Annotated in this window: 15 protein-coding genes; 10 read left to right on the top strand and 5 right to left on the bottom strand. The window is 74.7% G+C overall.

Annotation, left to right across the window (positions count from 1 at the left end; all coding sequences use genetic code 11):
* Window positions 1-26 precede the first annotated feature (26 nt).
* Complete coding sequence (locus tag ECOMGDLI_RS28425; RefSeq protein ID WP_088320215.1) at window positions 27-1,532, top strand: alpha-N-arabinofuranosidase; 1,506 nt, start codon at window positions 27-29, stop codon at window positions 1,530-1,532.
* Window positions 1,533-1,687: 155 nt separating this feature from the next.
* Complete coding sequence (locus ECOMGDLI_RS28420; RefSeq protein ID WP_088320214.1) at window positions 1,688-2,134, top strand: hypothetical protein; 447 nt, start codon at window positions 1,688-1,690, stop codon at window positions 2,132-2,134.
* 12 nt (window positions 2,135-2,146) lie between these two features.
* Here the strand turns inward: ECOMGDLI_RS28420 and ECOMGDLI_RS28415 are convergent, their stop codons facing one another.
* Window positions 2,147-2,635 carry a GNAT family N-acetyltransferase gene (locus ECOMGDLI_RS28415; RefSeq protein ID WP_233153662.1) on the bottom strand — a complete coding sequence of 163 codons (489 nt, stop codon included), beginning with the start codon at window positions 2,633-2,635 and terminating at the stop codon, window positions 2,147-2,149.
* A gap of 166 nt (window positions 2,636-2,801) precedes the next feature.
* On the opposite strand from ECOMGDLI_RS28415, the gene ECOMGDLI_RS28410 reads away from it, so the two are divergent.
* The gene (locus ECOMGDLI_RS28410; protein WP_233153661.1) at window positions 2,802-3,140 is read left to right on the top strand and encodes a GNAT family N-acetyltransferase; all 339 of its coding nucleotides are present in this window, start codon (window positions 2,802-2,804) and stop codon (window positions 3,138-3,140) included.
* 285 nt (window positions 3,141-3,425) lie between these two features.
* On the opposite strand, the gene ECOMGDLI_RS28405 is transcribed toward ECOMGDLI_RS28410, so the two are convergent.
* The 3 genes from ECOMGDLI_RS28405 to ychF all read right to left on the bottom strand — a co-directional run bounded on the left by ECOMGDLI_RS28405 (window position 3,426) and on the right by ychF (window position 5,846).
* Window positions 3,426-3,854 carry an SMI1/KNR4 family protein gene (locus ECOMGDLI_RS28405; RefSeq protein WP_088320216.1) on the bottom strand — a complete coding sequence of 143 codons (429 nt, stop codon included), beginning with the start codon at window positions 3,852-3,854 and terminating at the stop codon, window positions 3,426-3,428.
* 153 nt (window positions 3,855-4,007) lie between these two features.
* Entirely contained in the window at window positions 4,008-4,658 is a 651-nt protein-coding gene (locus tag ECOMGDLI_RS28400) for a DUF4304 domain-containing protein (protein WP_088320212.1), read from the bottom strand.
* A gap of 102 nt (window positions 4,659-4,760) precedes the next feature.
* On the bottom strand, window positions 4,761-5,846 hold the full coding sequence (ychF, locus tag ECOMGDLI_RS28395) for a redox-regulated ATPase YchF (protein ID WP_088320211.1): 1,086 nt from the start codon (window positions 5,844-5,846) through the stop codon (window positions 4,761-4,763).
* A 173-nt stretch (window positions 5,847-6,019) separates the two neighbouring features.
* Here ychF and ECOMGDLI_RS28390 point away from each other — a divergent pair, with 173 nt between their 5' ends.
* Together ECOMGDLI_RS28390 and ECOMGDLI_RS28385 are read left to right on the top strand one after the other, a co-directional pair.
* Window positions 6,020-8,800 carry a fibronectin type III domain-containing protein gene (locus tag ECOMGDLI_RS28390; RefSeq protein ID WP_088320210.1) on the top strand — a complete coding sequence of 927 codons (2,781 nt, stop codon included), beginning with the start codon at window positions 6,020-6,022 and terminating at the stop codon, window positions 8,798-8,800.
* Between the two features lie 48 nt (window positions 8,801-8,848).
* Window positions 8,849-10,063 carry a DNA recombination protein RmuC gene (locus ECOMGDLI_RS28385; RefSeq protein WP_088320209.1) on the top strand — a complete coding sequence of 405 codons (1,215 nt, stop codon included), beginning with the start codon at window positions 8,849-8,851 and terminating at the stop codon, window positions 10,061-10,063.
* Window positions 10,064-10,072: 9 nt separating this feature from the next.
* Here ECOMGDLI_RS28385 and ECOMGDLI_RS28380 read toward each other — a convergent pair whose 3' ends face one another.
* Window positions 10,073-11,020 carry a 4-hydroxy-3-methylbut-2-enyl diphosphate reductase gene (locus tag ECOMGDLI_RS28380; protein ID WP_143447998.1) on the bottom strand — a complete coding sequence of 316 codons (948 nt, stop codon included), beginning with the start codon at window positions 11,018-11,020 and terminating at the stop codon, window positions 10,073-10,075.
* A gap of 269 nt (window positions 11,021-11,289) precedes the next feature.
* Here ECOMGDLI_RS28380 and ECOMGDLI_RS28375 point away from each other — a divergent pair, with 269 nt between their 5' ends.
* The 5 genes from ECOMGDLI_RS28375 to xseA form a co-directional block, all read left to right on the top strand.
* A complete protein-coding gene (locus ECOMGDLI_RS28375) occupies window positions 11,290-11,934 on the top strand; it encodes a hypothetical protein (RefSeq protein WP_143447997.1) in 645 nt (214 codons plus the stop codon).
* Complete coding sequence (locus ECOMGDLI_RS28370; protein ID WP_088320206.1) at window positions 11,931-12,557, top strand: hypothetical protein; 627 nt, start codon at window positions 11,931-11,933, stop codon at window positions 12,555-12,557. The genes ECOMGDLI_RS28375 and ECOMGDLI_RS28370 overlap by 4 nt, the downstream gene beginning before the upstream one ends.
* The gene (locus ECOMGDLI_RS28365) at window positions 12,554-13,207 is read left to right on the top strand and encodes a hypothetical protein (protein ID WP_088320205.1); all 654 of its coding nucleotides are present in this window, start codon (window positions 12,554-12,556) and stop codon (window positions 13,205-13,207) included. The genes ECOMGDLI_RS28370 and ECOMGDLI_RS28365 overlap by 4 nt, the downstream gene beginning before the upstream one ends.
* Window positions 13,208-13,606: 399 nt before the next feature.
* Window positions 13,607-13,966 (top strand): hypothetical protein, encoded by a 360-nt coding sequence (locus ECOMGDLI_RS28360; protein WP_088320204.1) that lies wholly within the window; start codon window positions 13,607-13,609, stop codon window positions 13,964-13,966.
* Between the two features lie 11 nt (window positions 13,967-13,977).
* The coding region (gene xseA, locus ECOMGDLI_RS28355) for an exodeoxyribonuclease VII large subunit (RefSeq protein ID WP_088320203.1) at window positions 13,978-15,080 on the top strand (1,103 nt) is incomplete at its 3' end.

Below are 15,080 nucleotides of genomic sequence, written 5' to 3'. Positions count from 1 at the left end.
CTCCCCGCAGACCCCAGGAGTCCCGCGTGCTCGACGCCTCGATCAGCCTCGACCCCGCGTTCACCGTGGCCCCGGTGAACCGCCGGACCTTCGGCACCTTCGTCGAGCACCTCGGACGGTGCGTGTACGAGGGCATCTACGAGCCGGGGCACCCGACGGCCGACGAGGACGGCTTCCGCGGCGACGTCCTCGCGCTGACCCGCGAGCTGGGGACGACCGTCGTCCGCTACCCCGGCGGCAACTTCGTGTCCGGCTACCGCTGGGAGGACGGCGTCGGGCCGGTCGCCGAGCGGCCCACCCGGCTCGATCTCGCGTGGCGCAGCCTGGAGCCCAACGAGGTGGGGCTGGACGAGTTCGTCCGCTGGGCGCGCAAGGCCGGCGTCGAGCCCATGATGGCCGTGAACCTCGGCACCCGCGGCGTGCAGGAGGCGCTCGACGTCCTCGAGTACGCGAACCACCCCGGCGGGACGGCGCTGTCCGACCGGCGGGTCGCCAACGGCTCCCCGCAGCCGCACGCCATCCGGGTGTGGTGCCTCGGCAACGAGATGGACGGGCCCTGGCAGACCGGGCACAAGACGGCCGCCGAGTACGGCCGGCTCGCCGCCGAGACGGCCCGCGCGATGCGCCAGCTCCAGCCGGACCTCGAGCTCGTCGCCTGCGGCAGCAGCGGTTCGCAGATGCCGACGTTCGGCGCCTGGGAGAGCACCGTCCTCGCCGAGTGCTACGACCTCGTCGACTTCGTGTCGCTGCACGCGTACTACGAGGAGGGGGACGACGTCGCCTCGTTCCTCGCGAGCGCCGTCGACATGGACCGGTTCGTCGACGCGGTCGTCGCGACCGCGGACGCGGTCGGGGCACAGGTCCGCAGCCGCAAGCGGCTCCAGCTCTCGTTCGACGAGTGGAACGTCTGGTACCTGAGCTCCTGGCAGGAGGAGTCCGCGGCCGGCCTGGAGTGGCGCCGCGCCCCGCGGCTCCTCGAGGACACCTACACCGTCACGGACGCCGTCGTCGTCGGGAACCTGCTCGTGTCGCTGCTGCGGCACAGCGACCGGGTGACGTCCGCCTGCCTGGCCCAGCTCGTCAACGTCATCGCCCCGATCCGGTGCGAGCCGGGCGGCCCGGCGTGGCGGCAGACGACGTTCCACCCCTTCGCCCTCACGGCCGCGCTCGCGAAGGGGGACGTGCTCCGCACCGAGGTCCGCTCGCCGGAGCAGCCGACGGCCCGCTACGGCGACGTCCCGGTCGTCGACGCCGTGGCGACCCATGACCCCGGGTCCGGCGACGTCGCCCTCCTCGCGGTGAACCGCAGCCTCGACGAGCCGGTCCGGCTCGACGTCGACCTGCGCTCCTTCGGGCCGCTCACGGTCGCCGGGACGCACCTGCTCTCGGACCCCGACCGGCGGGCGACCAACACCCGCGACGACCCGGACCGGGTCCACCCGCGCCCGGTCGAGGTCACGACGGACGGCGGTCACGCGGTCGTGACGCTGCCACCGGTCTCCTGGCTCGCCGTCCGTCTCGCTGCCGGCTGACGACGGCGCCGCGCGTCGCGCGCGACACGCCGGGCGCGCTTTGAACAGATCACCAGCGGTGCTTCAATCCCCGTCAATCGTACGAACGGGGGATCTATCGCGATGAGGATGTCAGGTTTTGCTGCGGCGGCTGTGCCGGCAAGGGCAGGTGCGCGGTGACGCGGGACCACCCGGAGTTCATCTCGAACCCCAGGTTCCCCCGCCTCCTCGAGCAGTGCAGCGCATGGCTCAGCCTGCCGCCGGAGGGTCCGTGGCGCATGTGCCCGACCCGGGCCGCGGTGCACGAGTGGTGGGTGCCGCCGAACGTCCGGGTGTTCGCCTGCCTCCCGCACTTCCGGAGCCTGCGCAGGGCCTACCCGCGGGCACTGGCGCTGTTCCACCTGACGTTCCCGGAGTGCTTCGACCCGCGGGCGTTCTGGAACGCCCGGACCAACCGCTGCGAGCTCCCCGCCCAGCAGGACGAGGAGACCCGCCGCGCCGCCGCGGCGGACGACCGGGACTGGGACGACGAGTTCCGGCGGATCGTCCGCGAGCTCGACCACGAGCCGGTGCCGGAGCCCGTCCTGCTGCGCGCCCTGGACGCGTCGCGGTCGTGCCGCTGACGTCTCGGCCTGCTACGAGAGGTCGAGGAACATCACGTGGAGCCCGACCAGCCCGTGCTCGGGATGGTCGAACGCCCGCGGGACCGTGGTGAGCACGTCGAAGCCCAGCGAGCGCCAGAGCCTGACCGCGACCTCGTTCGTCTCCACGACCGCGTTGAACTGGATGCTGCGGAATCCCGAGGCGCGCGCCCAGTCGACGACGTGCTCGCCGAGGGCCCGCCCGACGCCGCGACCGGAGTGCTGCGGATCGACCATGAAGCTGGCGGTCGCCACGTGGGACCCGCGACCGGGCCGGTTGGGACCCATCTTCGCGCTGCCGAGGACGACCGGACCGTCCACCGCGACGACGGTCCGCCCGGGCGGCGTCTCCATCCACCAGCCCCGGGCCTGCTCGGGGGAGAGGCCCTCCGGGAAGGCGTAGGACCTCCCCTCCGCGACGATCGTGGCGAAGAACGGGTAGATCGCGGGCCAGTCGTCGTCCCGCGCACCTCGGATGAGCACACGCGGCACCGTAGACGACACCGCGTCGTGGAACGCCCGAACCGGCAGGACCCGTTGCGGGGAAGGTCCCGCGGCAGAACGCCGTGCGATGTTCCCCACATGCTGAGCGGGTCTTGCGCCCGGCCTGGGCCACGGGATCGGCGTCACTCCCCGATACCGTCCACCGGTGATCCTCGTCCGCCCGGCGCACGTCACCGACGTCGACCAGTGGCTTCGCATCTCCCGCGAGGTGGAGCCCCTGTTCGGTCCCATGCCGGACATCCGGCAGCACGTCGAGCGCGGGATCGCCCGCGGCACCGCGCTCGTCGCCGTCCAGGGGGACTCGGTCCTGGGCGCCTGTCCGCTGTCCCGGGACGACGCACCGCACGTGATCCACTGGCTGGCGGTAGCAGAGACCGACCGCCGGCGCGGCGCGGGCTCGCTCCTGGTCGATGCCGTCCGCGCACGGTGGCCGGCGGGCGACATCAGCGTCGTCAGCTTCGCGGCGGACACCCCAGGGGGGTGAGGCGGCCCGCAGGCTGTACGAGTGCCACGGCTTCAGGTCCGCGGGACCCGCACCGGCTGCCCCGGACGGCAGCGCGCGCTGCCTCTACGTCCTTGGCGTCGCCGTTGAACGACCACGCGACACTCGTAGCGGCTGACGTGCCGGCCCAGGATCGACAGACCACACGGACGCTGACGGACGCTGAGCCGTGAAGGTATGCCGATCGTCCGTTCTGGTCACCTGACACCGCCGACCGAGATCATCGGCCGGCGGATGTCTCCGCGCTCATGCCTCACGATCATGTCTTCAGGTCGTCAGCTGTCCCGAGGCCCACCACCGAAGGTAGGTCTCGACGTTGGCGGCTCCCCACGTCCTGCTGTCGTCCACGTGGTTCCAGACGAAGACGTCGTCACGGTCGACCGGCGGCAGGATCAGGCCGAACTGGTCGCCGTTGCCGGCGTCCGCGAAGAAGAGGACCAGGTCGAAGGGCATGTAGAGCTCGGCGTATTCCGCGTTCGTGCGGAACCAACGGTTGTCCGCGACGATCCGATCGAGACACCAGATCAGCCCGCCCCCGTATCCGTCGTAGACCCCGTCTGACTCCCGCAAGACCGCAACGAGTTGGTCAGGCATCGGATGCCCGAGTTCCCGCTCGGCCGACCTGAGTCGATCTTCCGTCGCTCCGTCGGAGAACGTGGCCGCCGGGTACAGCTCCGCGACGAGTTCCCTCCACATGCGCCCGATCATGCCGAGAAGAAGCCCTTCTCGTCGTGCTGCGGCCGGATCGGAGCCGGAGGCAACGCGCCCAGTCGCGCCGGCCCAGCGCCCGCCTTGAACGAACTCGAGAACCCTTTCCGACCGCCACCCCTCCATCGGTGCTGCGGCCGATCAGCCGAGAAGGTGCCCCATGCCGATGGTGGGCAGGAACCCGACGAGGTAGCTGCGGTGGTGCTCGTTGATCTCGCTGGACATGTAATCCCTCAGTACCACTTCCGCGGCCGGCAGATCTCCGCGGTGGATGAGCAGGCACGCGACTTCGAGGGGGCCCGCCGGGGGAAGTCCTGCTGCGGCGCTTCCCACGTCACGCCAGCGGTTGATGACGGCTTCTGCGTCTCCGTGGAGGTCCAGCCAGGGCAGCCCAGCCGACTCGATGGCCGAAGCGACGTCAGCCGCGGCGTTGGGGCTGAGGACGTCCCACCAGTGGTCCTGGCGGTGGGACAGCTCCCCCAGGCGTTTCCGAAGGTGGCATTCGTACTCGTTGACCCAGTCCTTGGCGGGCCGGCCTCCGGAGGTGCGCATGCCTTGGACGTGGACGCCGAGGTTGATCGTGAACTTGCCGTAGAGGTTGGGCCTCAGGTCAGGGATGTGCACGGTGCCCGGCGGATCGAACGAGCCTGCCTGAAAGCTGAGGACGTGGGTGATCCCGTCGGAGGCTGCCCTGTTGAAGGCGTGTCGACGCTTGCGGAACCCGGCTGACTTCAGCGCTGGGGCGACGTGTCCCACGATCGCCGTGAGCTGCTCGGACATCTCGGTGGCCACGGCGGGGAGTATCGCAGTCAGCCTCGGCCTCGGCTGACCGTCGGTGGCGTGCGCAGTTCGAGCGTTCGGTGCTGCCGGGCCCAGGCCCGGGACGCCGTCCGATCACACGTTGAACCGGAACTCCACGACGTCCCCGTCGGCCATGACGTAGTCCTTGCCCTCGATGCGCACCTTGCCGCGGGCCTTCGCCTCGGCCATCGACCCGGCGGAGACGAGGTCGGCGAACCCGACGACCTCGGCCTTGATGAACCCGCGCTGGAAGTCGGTGTGGATGACGCCGGCGGCCTGGGGCGCCGTCCAGCCCTGGTGGATCGTCCAGGCCCGGGCCTCCTTGGGGCCGGCCGTCAGGTACGTCTGCAGGCCGAGGGTGTGGAAGCCGACGCGGGCGAGCTGGTCCATGCCGGACTCGGTCTGGCCCACGGAGGCGAGGAGCTCGGCGGCCTCGTCGGGGTCGAGCTCGACGAGCTCGGACTCGAGCTTCGCGTCGAGGAAGATCGCGTCGGACGGCGCGACGAGCGCGCGCATCTTCTCCTGCAGGGCGGTGTCGGACAGGCCGTCCTCGTCGACGTTGAAGACGTAGATGAACGGCTTGGACGTCATGAGGGACAGCTCGCGCAGGGCGACGACGTCGATCCCGGCCGCGGCGGCGCCGGCGTGCAGCGTCGTCCCCTTCTCGAGCAGGGTCTGCGCCTCGAGGGCGGCGTCGAGCACGGCCTTGTCGGTCTTCTTGCCCTTGACCTCCTTCTCGAGGCGCGGGATCGCCTTCTCGAGGGTCTGGAGGTCGGCGAGGATCAGCTCGGTGTGGACGATCTCGATGTCGTCCGCCGGGTTCACCCGGCCCGCCACGTGGACGACGTCGTCGTCGACGAACGCGCGCACCACCTGGCAGATCGCGTCGGCCTCGCGGATGTTCGCGAGGAACTTGTTGCCCAGGCCCTCGCCCTCGCTCGCGCCCTTGACGATGCCGGCGATGTCGACGAACGACACCGTCGCGGGCACCAGGCGCTCGCTGCCGAAGACGTCCGCGAGGGTCTGCAGGCGCGGGTCGGGGAGCGCGACGACGCCGACGTTGGGCTCGATCGTCGCGAACGGGTAGTTCGCCGCGAGCACGTCGGCCTTCGTCAGGGCGTTGAAAAGGGTGGACTTGCCGACGTTGGGGAGGCCGACGATCCCGATGGTGAGTGCCACGAGGACAGGACTCTACCGGCGCGGCGGCGACCCGCCTGACGCCGCACCCCCTCCGCGGGCCCCTGCCGGCCGCCCGCCGGACGGGTGAACCCCTCACATCCGCACGCACGGTGCCGACAGGGACCTCGCCCGACCGCTCTCACGTCCGGCCCCCGCCGTGCCGACAACGGAGCATGCGCCTCCGTGCCGCCGCACGCGCCCTGGCCCTCGGCCCGGGCCTCGTCGCCGCTGCCTCGCTCTGCCTCGCCTCGCTCACCCTCGCCGCGCCCGCCCAGGCGGCGGCCTCCCGCCCCTCCGCGCCGCGCGCCGTCACCGTGGTCCCCAAGGCCGCCTCCCTCACGGTCACCTGGGCCCGGCCCGCGTCGACCGGCGGGGCCGCCGTCCTCGGCTACAAGGTCACGACGACCCCCGGCACCCGCTCGTGCACGACGACGACCGCCCTCACCTGCACCGTGACCGGGCTGACGAACGGCACCCGCTACGCCGTCCGGGTGACGGCCCGCAACCGGGTCGGCACCGGCCCCGCGTCGCTGCCCGCCTACGGGACGCCGCGCACCACCCCCGGCGCGCCGCTCGCGGTGACCGTCCGGTCCGGTGACGGCCACGGCGTCGTCACCTGGGCCCCGCCGGCCTCGACCGGCGGCGCCGCCGTGCTCTCCTACCGCGCGGTCGCGGCCGGTGCGACGTGCACCGCGACCGCCCCCGCGACGACCTGCACGCTCACCGGTCTGCCGGACGGCGTCACGGACGTCGTCCGCGTGCAGGCCCGCAACGTCGCCGGCTGGGGCACGGCGACCGGCGGGACCGCCGTCCGGCCGCGCGCCTCGGGCCGGCTGTCGTCGACCGGCGACACCGGCACCGGCCAGGGCGGCCGCGGCGTCACCGGTCTCGAGCCCCAGGTCGTCACCCTCCCGCGGTCGGCGTGGGCCGGGGTCACGGCGGGCACGGACCACACGTGCGCGCCCCTCGCCGACGGCACCCTGTGGTGCTGGGGCGGCAACGCGCACGGCCAGCTCGGCCTCGGCGGCACGACCGACGCGACGTCCCCGACGCAGGTCGGCAGCGGCACCGACTGGGCGACGGTCTCCGCCGGCGCGCTGCGCACCTGCGCGACCCGGACCGACCACACCCTCTGGTGCTGGGGCGAGAACGGCCTCGGCCAGCTCGGGCTCGGCGACACGACGGACCGCGACGTCCCCGCCCAGGTCGGCACCGACACCGACTGGGCCTCCGTCACCGCGGGCCTCGGTGCGCACACCTGCGCCCTCAAGCAGGACGCCACGCTGTACTGCTGGGGCCCGGGGTCCGACGGCCGGCTCGGCACCGGCACCTCCGACGACCAGGACACCCCGACCCGGGTGGGGCTGGACTCCGACTGGGCCTCGGTCTCCGTCGGCGCCGACCACTCGTGCGGCATCCGCACCGACGACACGCTCTGGTGCTGGGGCGCCTACGGCGACGGAGCGCTCGGGCTCGGCACCGCCGACACCTCGAACCGGTTCGTACCGATCCGGGTCGGCACGGGCACCGACTGGGCCCAGGTGAGCGCCGGCTCCGGCTTCACGTGCGCCCGCCGGACGACCGGCACGCTCGCGTGCTGGGGCCTCAACGACGACGGCCAGCTCGGGGTGGGCGGCACGACCGACCGGACGTCCCCGACCGCGGTCGGCACGAGCGCCGGCTGGGCCGACGTCTCGACCGGGACCGGCTGGGCGTGCGGGCGGATGTTCGCCGAGCTGCAGTGCTGGGGCACCGCCCGGGCGGCCGGCCTCGGCGGGGCGCCGTCCGTCGGCCCCACCGCACCCGAGACGTACGCGGTGTGGACGCTGCCCTCGGTCGACTGGGCCGGGATCGCGGTCGGCGCCGCCCACGGCTGCGGCCTGTCGGACGGCGGTGAGCTCCTGTGCTGGGGCGACGGCACCTCCGGCCGGCTCGGCCGCGTCGTCGAGGTGACGGCGCCCGCTCGGATCGGGACGTCGTCCGCCTGGGCGGTGCTGTCGGCCGCCGACGGCGCTGCGTGCGCGATCCGCACCGACGGCTCGCTGTGGTGCTGGGGCGAGACGAGCACCCACCGCCTCCCGACCGGCGGCACGGCGCCGTCCGCGACGCCGCAGAAGATGGACGACGCCGGCCCGTGGGCCGAGGTCTCGCTCGGGCGGACGTCGGGCTGCGGCATCCGGACCGACGGCAGCCTGTGGTGCTGGGGCTCCCGGGACGAGGGGCAGGTCGGCAACGGGACGACGTCCGCCGTCGCGGTCGGGCCGACCCGGGTCGGCGCGGCCGCCGGCTGGGCCAGGGTCTCCGTCGGCGCGACGCACGCCTGCGCGACCCGGGTCGACCGCAGCCTGTGGTGCTGGGGCGACAACTTCGGCAACAGCCTGGGCCTCGGCCCCGCGACGGACGACGACGACCACGTCGCCGTGCCGACCCGGGTGGGCACCGGGACGACGTGGGCCGACGTCTCCGCCGGCGACCTCGTGACGTGCGCGACGAAGACGGACCGCACGCTGTGGTGCTGGGGCGAGGCGACCCCGTTCGCCGGCCCGGGCCTCGGCCTGGACGAGCTGAGCGGCAACGTGTCGACGCCCACGAAGGTCGGGGTCGCCACGACCTGGGCCCGGGTGGCGCTCGGCGCCGGCTTCGGCTGCGCGACGCGGACGGACGGCACCCTGTGGTGCTGGGGCGCGAACGCTGACGGCCAGGTCGGCGTCGGTGACACGACCGACCGGGGCGCACCGGTGAAGGTGGGCTCCGCGACGACCTGGACGGCGGTCGGCGCCGGGTCGGCGCACGCCTGCGCGACCCGGGTCGACGGGTCGGCGTGGTGCTGGGGCCGGGGCGCCTCCGGCCAGCTGGGGCAGGGCGACCTGCTCCGCGCGACGGCCCCGGTGCACGTCGGCGACGACGTCGCCGCGGTCGCCGCGGGCGGCGGGACGACGTACCTGCTCGGGTGAGGGCGCACCGGCACCGCGGTTGTCGGTGCCGGCTGGGACGGTGAGGCCATGCAGACCTCCGTGCTCGTGGCCCTCGTCGTCGGGGCCGTCCTCGGCGCGCTCGCGGCCACCGGGGCGTGGCGGCTCGTCGTCTCGGCCCGGACGGCGGCGCTCGCGGCCGAGCGGGACGTCCTCCGCGAGCGCGTCACCGACCTCGAGACCTCGACGGACCACGACCGGGAGCTCGCCGCGACGCTCGCGCCGCTGTCCTCGGCCCTGGTCCGCGTCGAGGGCCAGGTCCGCGTCCTGGAGCGGGACCGGGTCGAGCAGTACGCCCGCCTCGGCGAGCAGCTCGAGGCGGTCCGCACGCACGGCGAGGCGCTGCGGGTGCAGACGTCCGCCCTGGCCGGGGCGCTGCGGTCACCGACCGCTCGCGGGGCGTGGGGCGAGGTCCAGCTGCGGCGCGTCATCGAGCACGCGGGGATGCTCGCGCGGGTCGACTTCGACACCCAGGTCGCGGGGACGACGGCGGCCGGGGACGGCGTCCGGCCGGACGTCGTCGTCCGGCTGCCCGGTGGCAAGCACGTCGTCGTCGACGCCAAGGCCCCGCTCGCGGCCTTCCTCGAGGCGAGCGAGGAGTCGCAGGACCCGGCCCGGCAGGCGGCGGCCGCGGCCGCGCACGCCCGGGCGCTTCGGGCCCACGTCGACGCGCTCGCGGCCAAGGAGTACTGGACGGCGTTCGACCCCTCCCCCGAGCTCGTCGTCTGCTTCGTGCCCGGCGAGGCGTTCCTCGCGGCGGCCTGCGCGGCCGACCCGGCGCTCCTGGAGCACGCGATGGCGCGACGGGTCGTCCTCGCGACGCCGACGACGCTGCTGGCGCTGCTGCGGACGGTGGCGCTCACGTGGCAGTCCGAGGCGCTGTCGGGCAGCGCGCGGGCGCTGTTCGACCTCGGCCGGGAGCTCTACGGCCGGCTCGGTTCCCTCGGCGGGGTGACGTCGAAGCTGGGCCGAAGCCTGCACCGGGCCGTCGAGGACTACAACGCCCTCGTCGGGACGATGGAGCGGCGGGTGCTCGTGAGCGCCCGCCGGATGCGCGACCTCGACGTCACCGACCTCGACCTGGAGACGCTCGCGCCCGTCGAGGTCGCTCCGCGTCCGCTGACGGCCGCGGAGCTCATCGAGGCCGAGCACCGCGAGGCGCTGCCCCCGCTGCACCGGGACTGGCCGTTCGTCGACGAGACCGCCGACCCGCCCACGGGCGGCGCCGTCCAGGAGGCCGGGTGAGCGCGCCCGTCAGGCCTGCGCGGCGCGGGCCGCCTTGAGGTCGCGGCGCAGCTCCTTGGGGAGCGAGAAGAGCAGGTCCTCCTCCGCCGTGACGACCTCCTCGGCCTGCCCGTAGCCGCGCTCGGTGAGGTACGCGAGGACCTCCTGGACGAGGATCTCCGGCACGCTCGCGCCCGAGGTCACGCCGACGGTGCCGACGCCGTCCAGCCAGGTCTCGTCGATCTCGCCGACGTTGTCCACCCGGTAGGACGCCCGGGCGCCGTGCTCGAGCGCGACCTCGACGAGGCGGACCGAGTTCGACGAGTTGCTCGACCCGACGACGATGACGAGGTCCGACTCCGCCGCGATCTTCTTCACCGCGACCTGGCGGTTCTGCGTGGCGTAGCAGATGTCGTCGCTCGGCGGGTCCTGCAGCTGCGGGAACTTCTTCCGCAGGAGGTTCACGGTCGTCATCGTCTCGTCGACCGACAGCGTCGTCTGGGAGAGCCACACGACCCGCTCGGGGTCGCGGACGACGACCTGGTCGACGTCCTCGGGGCCGTTGACGAGCTGGATGTGCGCGGGCGCCTCACCCGCGGTGCCCTCGACCTCCTCGTGCCCGGCGTGGCCGATGAGCAGGATGTCGTAGTCGTCCGTCGCGAACCGGACGGCCTCCTTGTGGACCTTCGTCACGAGCGGGCACGTCGCGTCGATGGTCCGCAGCTGACGGCGGTGCGCGGCCTCGTGGACGGCGGGCGCCACCCCGTGCGCGGAGAAGATCACCAGCGCGCCCTCGGGGACCTCGTCGGTGTCGTCGACGAAGATCGCGCCACGGCGCTCGAGGGTCTCCACGACGTGCTTGTTGTGGACGATCTGCTTGCGGACGTAGACCGGCGGGCCGTGGTGCTCCAGGGCCTTCTCGACCGTGACGACGGCGCGGTCGACGCCCGCGCAGTAGCCGCGCGGGGCGGCGAGCAGGACCCGCTTCCCGGACGTCGCCGCAGCGGGTGCGTCGGCCGCGGACGGGGCGGGGGNCGACAGCACCGCGACACCGAGGACGCGGGCGCGGTGCGGCTCGGGTCAGCGGTCTGGGTCACGGCTCCATCGTAGGCGGCGGGGCGGCGGGCCACCTGTCGTGGGCCGCGGCGCCCCCAGGACGTCCACGCGGCCTCCACCGGACCTCCACCGGACGGCGGGCACGGAGCCGGGCGTGGACGCCGCACGTCAACACCTCGATGATCAGTCCCATGCCAGGGTCGACGGGGCCCCCGCCCGGAGGCGACCGGCCCGCCGGGGTGCACGGTGCGACGCCGTCGCGCGACCCGCTGCCGAGCGAGGAGGAGGCGGACGCCCTCTTCCGCGAGGTCCCGGTGTCCCGCTCGCGGGAGGCGTCGCCGCCCGCCCGCTGGTCAGGCGTGGCACGCACCCGTCCGGGTCGCCGTCGGAGGGCCCGCCCGCAGGTCGTCGCCGCCCTCGTCGTGGTGGTGACGCTCGGTGCCCTGTGGACGGCGGCCCTCCGGCTCCCCTCCGACTCCGTGGTCGCCGCGCCGGGCACAGGCGTCGCGGCGGGTTCCGGGCTGCCGGGCGGCCTCTTCGACGGCGACGTCTGCCTGCTCGCGATGCCCGCCTCGACCGACGGCCCGTTCCGGCCCGTCGCCTGCCGGGACGAGCGGGCGCGCGCCCGCGTCCTCGGTGTCGCGGTGCTGTCGACGCAGGACGACCGCTACCCGGGCCCGCAGGAGGTGGACCGGCTGGCCAGAGGTCTGTGCCACCAGGACTTCGGGCTCGGCGGCCCCTACCGCGCGGGCGCCCCCGCGGTCGCCGTCCCCGACGAGGTCGCCTGGTCCACCCGGGGCGACCGCTACGTCGTGTGCGCGGAGTCCCTCGCGTGACCGGCCCCCGGCCGCCGTCGGACCGCACGCCGGCGGCGCTGCCGAGCGAGGACGAGACCGAGCAGCTCTTCCGGTCGGTGCCCGTCGCCCGCTCGTCACGGGCCCCTGCGCCGGCGTGGGGCGCCCGGCTGGCGGCCCTGCCCCGGCCACGACCGCGGGTCTTCGTGGCGATCGTCCTCGCCGGCCTCGCGTCGGTCACGGCGATTACGACAGGAGACATCAACGGGACGCTCCACTCGACCACCCCTCCCGTGGTGCGTACGGGGCTCCTCGACGCGCCGACCGGACCGCCGTCCGCAGGGACGCGGCTGGTCGACTTCCCCGCCATGACCTGTGCCGCCGGGCTGCCCACCACGACGGACGAGCGGGTCACGAGCGTCGACTGCGACGTCACGGACGCGCCCCGCATCCGGGTGCTCGGACTCGTCCTCCTGCCGGTGGGCCGGTTCACCGGGATCGAGAACGAACGGGCCACCGCCGCGGAGCGCTGCCGCTCGCGCTTCCCGGCCCTCGTGTACAACGGCTCCGGGGAGGAGTCCGGTGAGTTCCGGGCCGTCGTGCCGAGCGGGCGGGCCTGGGCAGACGGAGCCCGGCTCGCGGTCTGCGCCGAGGTGCTCGCATGACGCCGACCGGTGACCCGCTCCCCGGCGAGGACGAGGCCGACCGTCTCTTCCGGGAGGTCGCGCCGCTGCGGTCGAAGGCGCCGGAGCCGCCGAAGGCCCGCATCGGCGACGAGCTCGCCGACGTGGCAGCCGCCGCGCGCGACACCGCCGCACGCGCTGTGGCGGCCCCCTCCGCCGCCGCGTCCCGCGGCGTTCGCCGGGTCCGTGACCTCCCGTGGTTCACCCTCGGCCCGGTCGCGGTCGTCGTCGCCGGCGTGGCCGTCCTGGCGCTCCTGCTCGGGCTGCGTCCGGGGCGGCAGCCGCAGTACGTCGTCCTGCCGCCCGGGCCGGCGCCGACGGTCCCGGGGCCGCGGATGCCGCCCCCGGACGTCTGCGTCAGCACGATGCCGGTGTTCACCGACGAGTACTACCCGACCGTCGCGTGCGACGGTCCCGAGGCCCGGGCGCGGATCCTCGGTCTCGTCGTCCCCTTCGAGGATCGGACCGGCTACCCCGGTCCGGCCGGGACGGCTGCACAGGCCAGGGCGCTGTGCAGGCAGGCCCACGGCATCGCGTCCGACGCCGAGGTGCTCGTCGCGGTGCCCAGCGAGCGGGCCTGGTACGCCGACCGCTCCCGGTACGCCGTCTGCGCCCGGCCGGTCGGCGCGTGACCGGCGCCCGCCCGTCCGGCCGTGTGGACCTGCCCTCCCCCGACCGACGAGGATGCCCGCCATGAGCGGGTCCGGCCGGAAGTCCCGCCCCGGTCGCCCGCTGCCCAGCGAGGAGGAGGCCGACGCCTTCTTCCGCGAGGTCGCCCCGGCACGGTCGACGGAGGCCCGAGGCTGGCGGCGTGCGCTGCGGCGCAGGGCCCGGCCGCGGACGGCCCCGCCCGCCGTACCCGTGACGGCACCCGCGCCGGCCGCCCCGGTCGCAGCGCCGGCCACGACCTCTCCCCCGGGTCCACGGACCGTCACCCGCGGCTGCCTGACGACGGCGCTCGTCGTCGCCGCGATCGGCGGCGTCGTCGCCGTCGTCGCGGTCCTCACGAGCACCCCGAGCGAGCCCGCACCGTGCCCGACCCGCGGGTCACCTACGTCGGGGCGCCCTCGGTGCTCGTGCTGCAGCCCGGGACCTGCATCGAGGAGCGGCCCACCACGGTCGACGAGCGGGTGACCGTCGTGGCCTGCACGGATCCCGCGGCCCGCACCCGGCTCGTCGGGCCGGTGCCGCTCACCGACCGCCCGTACCGGGGTGACGCCCTGACCCGTACCGAGGCGGTCGACTTCTGCGGCCTCTCCTACTCCGACGGGGAGGTGAACGGTGCCCTGGTGCCGTCGCGGGACGGCTGGGTGACGAACGTCGAACGCACCGGGTACTGCGTCGAGTACCTCGGTGGCGGGTCCGCGACGTCCGTCGGTGCCGCACCGTAGGGTCGTCCCCCGTGAGCACCCCGCGCGCCGAGCTGCCGGCGACCGCCGGCCAGACGAGCGCCGAGCGGCCGTGGCCGGTGCGGCTGCTCACGGCGAAGCTCACCGAGTACCTGTCGAAGGCGCCTGCGGTGTGGCTCGAGGGGCAGGTCGTCCAGCTGACCCGGCGGCCGGGCCAGGCGACGTGCTACCTCACCCTGCGGGACACCGACGTCGACCTGTCGTTCTCGGTCACCGTCCACGCCCGCACCCTCGACGCGCTGCCGGTCCCCCTCGCGGACGGCGCCCACGTCGTCGTCCACGCCAAGCCGGAGCTGTTCCCGCGCAGGGGGTCCCTGTCGCTGTCGGCGAGCGACCTGCGCCCGGTCGGCGTCGGCGAGCTGCTCGCCCGGCTCGAGCACCTGCGCCGGCTGCTCGCCTCCGAAGGCCTCTTCGCCGAGTCCCGCAAGCGCCCGCTGCCGTTCCTGCCCCGCGTCGTCGGGCTGGTCTGCGGCCGGGCGAGCGCCGCCGAGCGGGACGTCGTCGAGAACGCGCGGCGACGCTGGCCCGCGGTCCGGTTCGACGTCCGCAACGTCGCCGTCCAGGGGCCGAACGCCGTCCCCGAGGTCGTCGACGCGGTCGCGGCGCTCGACGCCGCGCCCGAGGTCGACGTCATCGTCGTCACCCGTGGTGGCGGCAGCCTGGAGGACCTGCTGCCGTTCAGCAACGAGAGCCTCGTCCGCGCCGTCGCCGCGTGCCGCACCCCCGTCGTCAGCGCCATCGGCCACGAGGTCGACACCCCGCTGCTCGACCTCGTCGCCGACGTCCGCGCCTCCACCCCGACGGACGCCGCCAAGCGGGTCGTCCCGGACGTCGTGGAGGAGCTGGCCCGGGTCGCCCAGGGCCGGGACCGGGCCCGGGCCGCCGTCGTGCGGATGCTCGACCGGGAGGAGCACCTGCTGCGCGGCATCCGCGAGCGGTCCGTCCTCGCGGACCCGTACCGGCTGCTCTCCGGGCACGCCGACGCGGTCGCCGACCTGCGGCGCCGCAGCCGGGCCGCGGTGTCGACCCGGCTCGACCGCGCGGCGGACGACGTCACGCACCTGCGCGGCCGGGTCGCCGCGCTCTCCCCCGCGGC

This window comes from Kineosporia sp. R_H_3 (assembly GCF_002198675.1).
Taxonomy (GTDB): domain Bacteria; phylum Actinomycetota; class Actinomycetes; order Actinomycetales; family Kineosporiaceae; genus R-H-3.
This window is presented reverse-complemented; position numbering and strand designations above follow the sequence as displayed.

What these genes read in the sequence shown, in the direction of transcription:
- ECOMGDLI_RS28390 (WP_088320210.1), top strand. Translation starts at nt 6,020, where the DNA reads ATGCGCCTCCGTGCCGCCGCACGCGCCCTGGCCCTCGGCCCGGGCCTC.
- ECOMGDLI_RS28405 (WP_088320216.1), bottom strand. Translation starts at nt 3,854, where the DNA reads ATGTGGAGGGAACTCGTCGCGGAGCTGTACCCGGCGGCCACGTTCTCC.
- ECOMGDLI_RS28365 (WP_088320205.1), top strand. Translation starts at nt 12,554, where the DNA reads ATGACGCCGACCGGTGACCCGCTCCCCGGCGAGGACGAGGCCGACCGT.
- ECOMGDLI_RS28385 (WP_088320209.1), top strand. Translation starts at nt 8,849, where the DNA reads ATGCAGACCTCCGTGCTCGTGGCCCTCGTCGTCGGGGCCGTCCTCGGC.
- ECOMGDLI_RS28375 (WP_143447997.1), top strand. Translation starts at nt 11,290, where the DNA reads ATGCCAGGGTCGACGGGGCCCCCGCCCGGAGGCGACCGGCCCGCCGGG.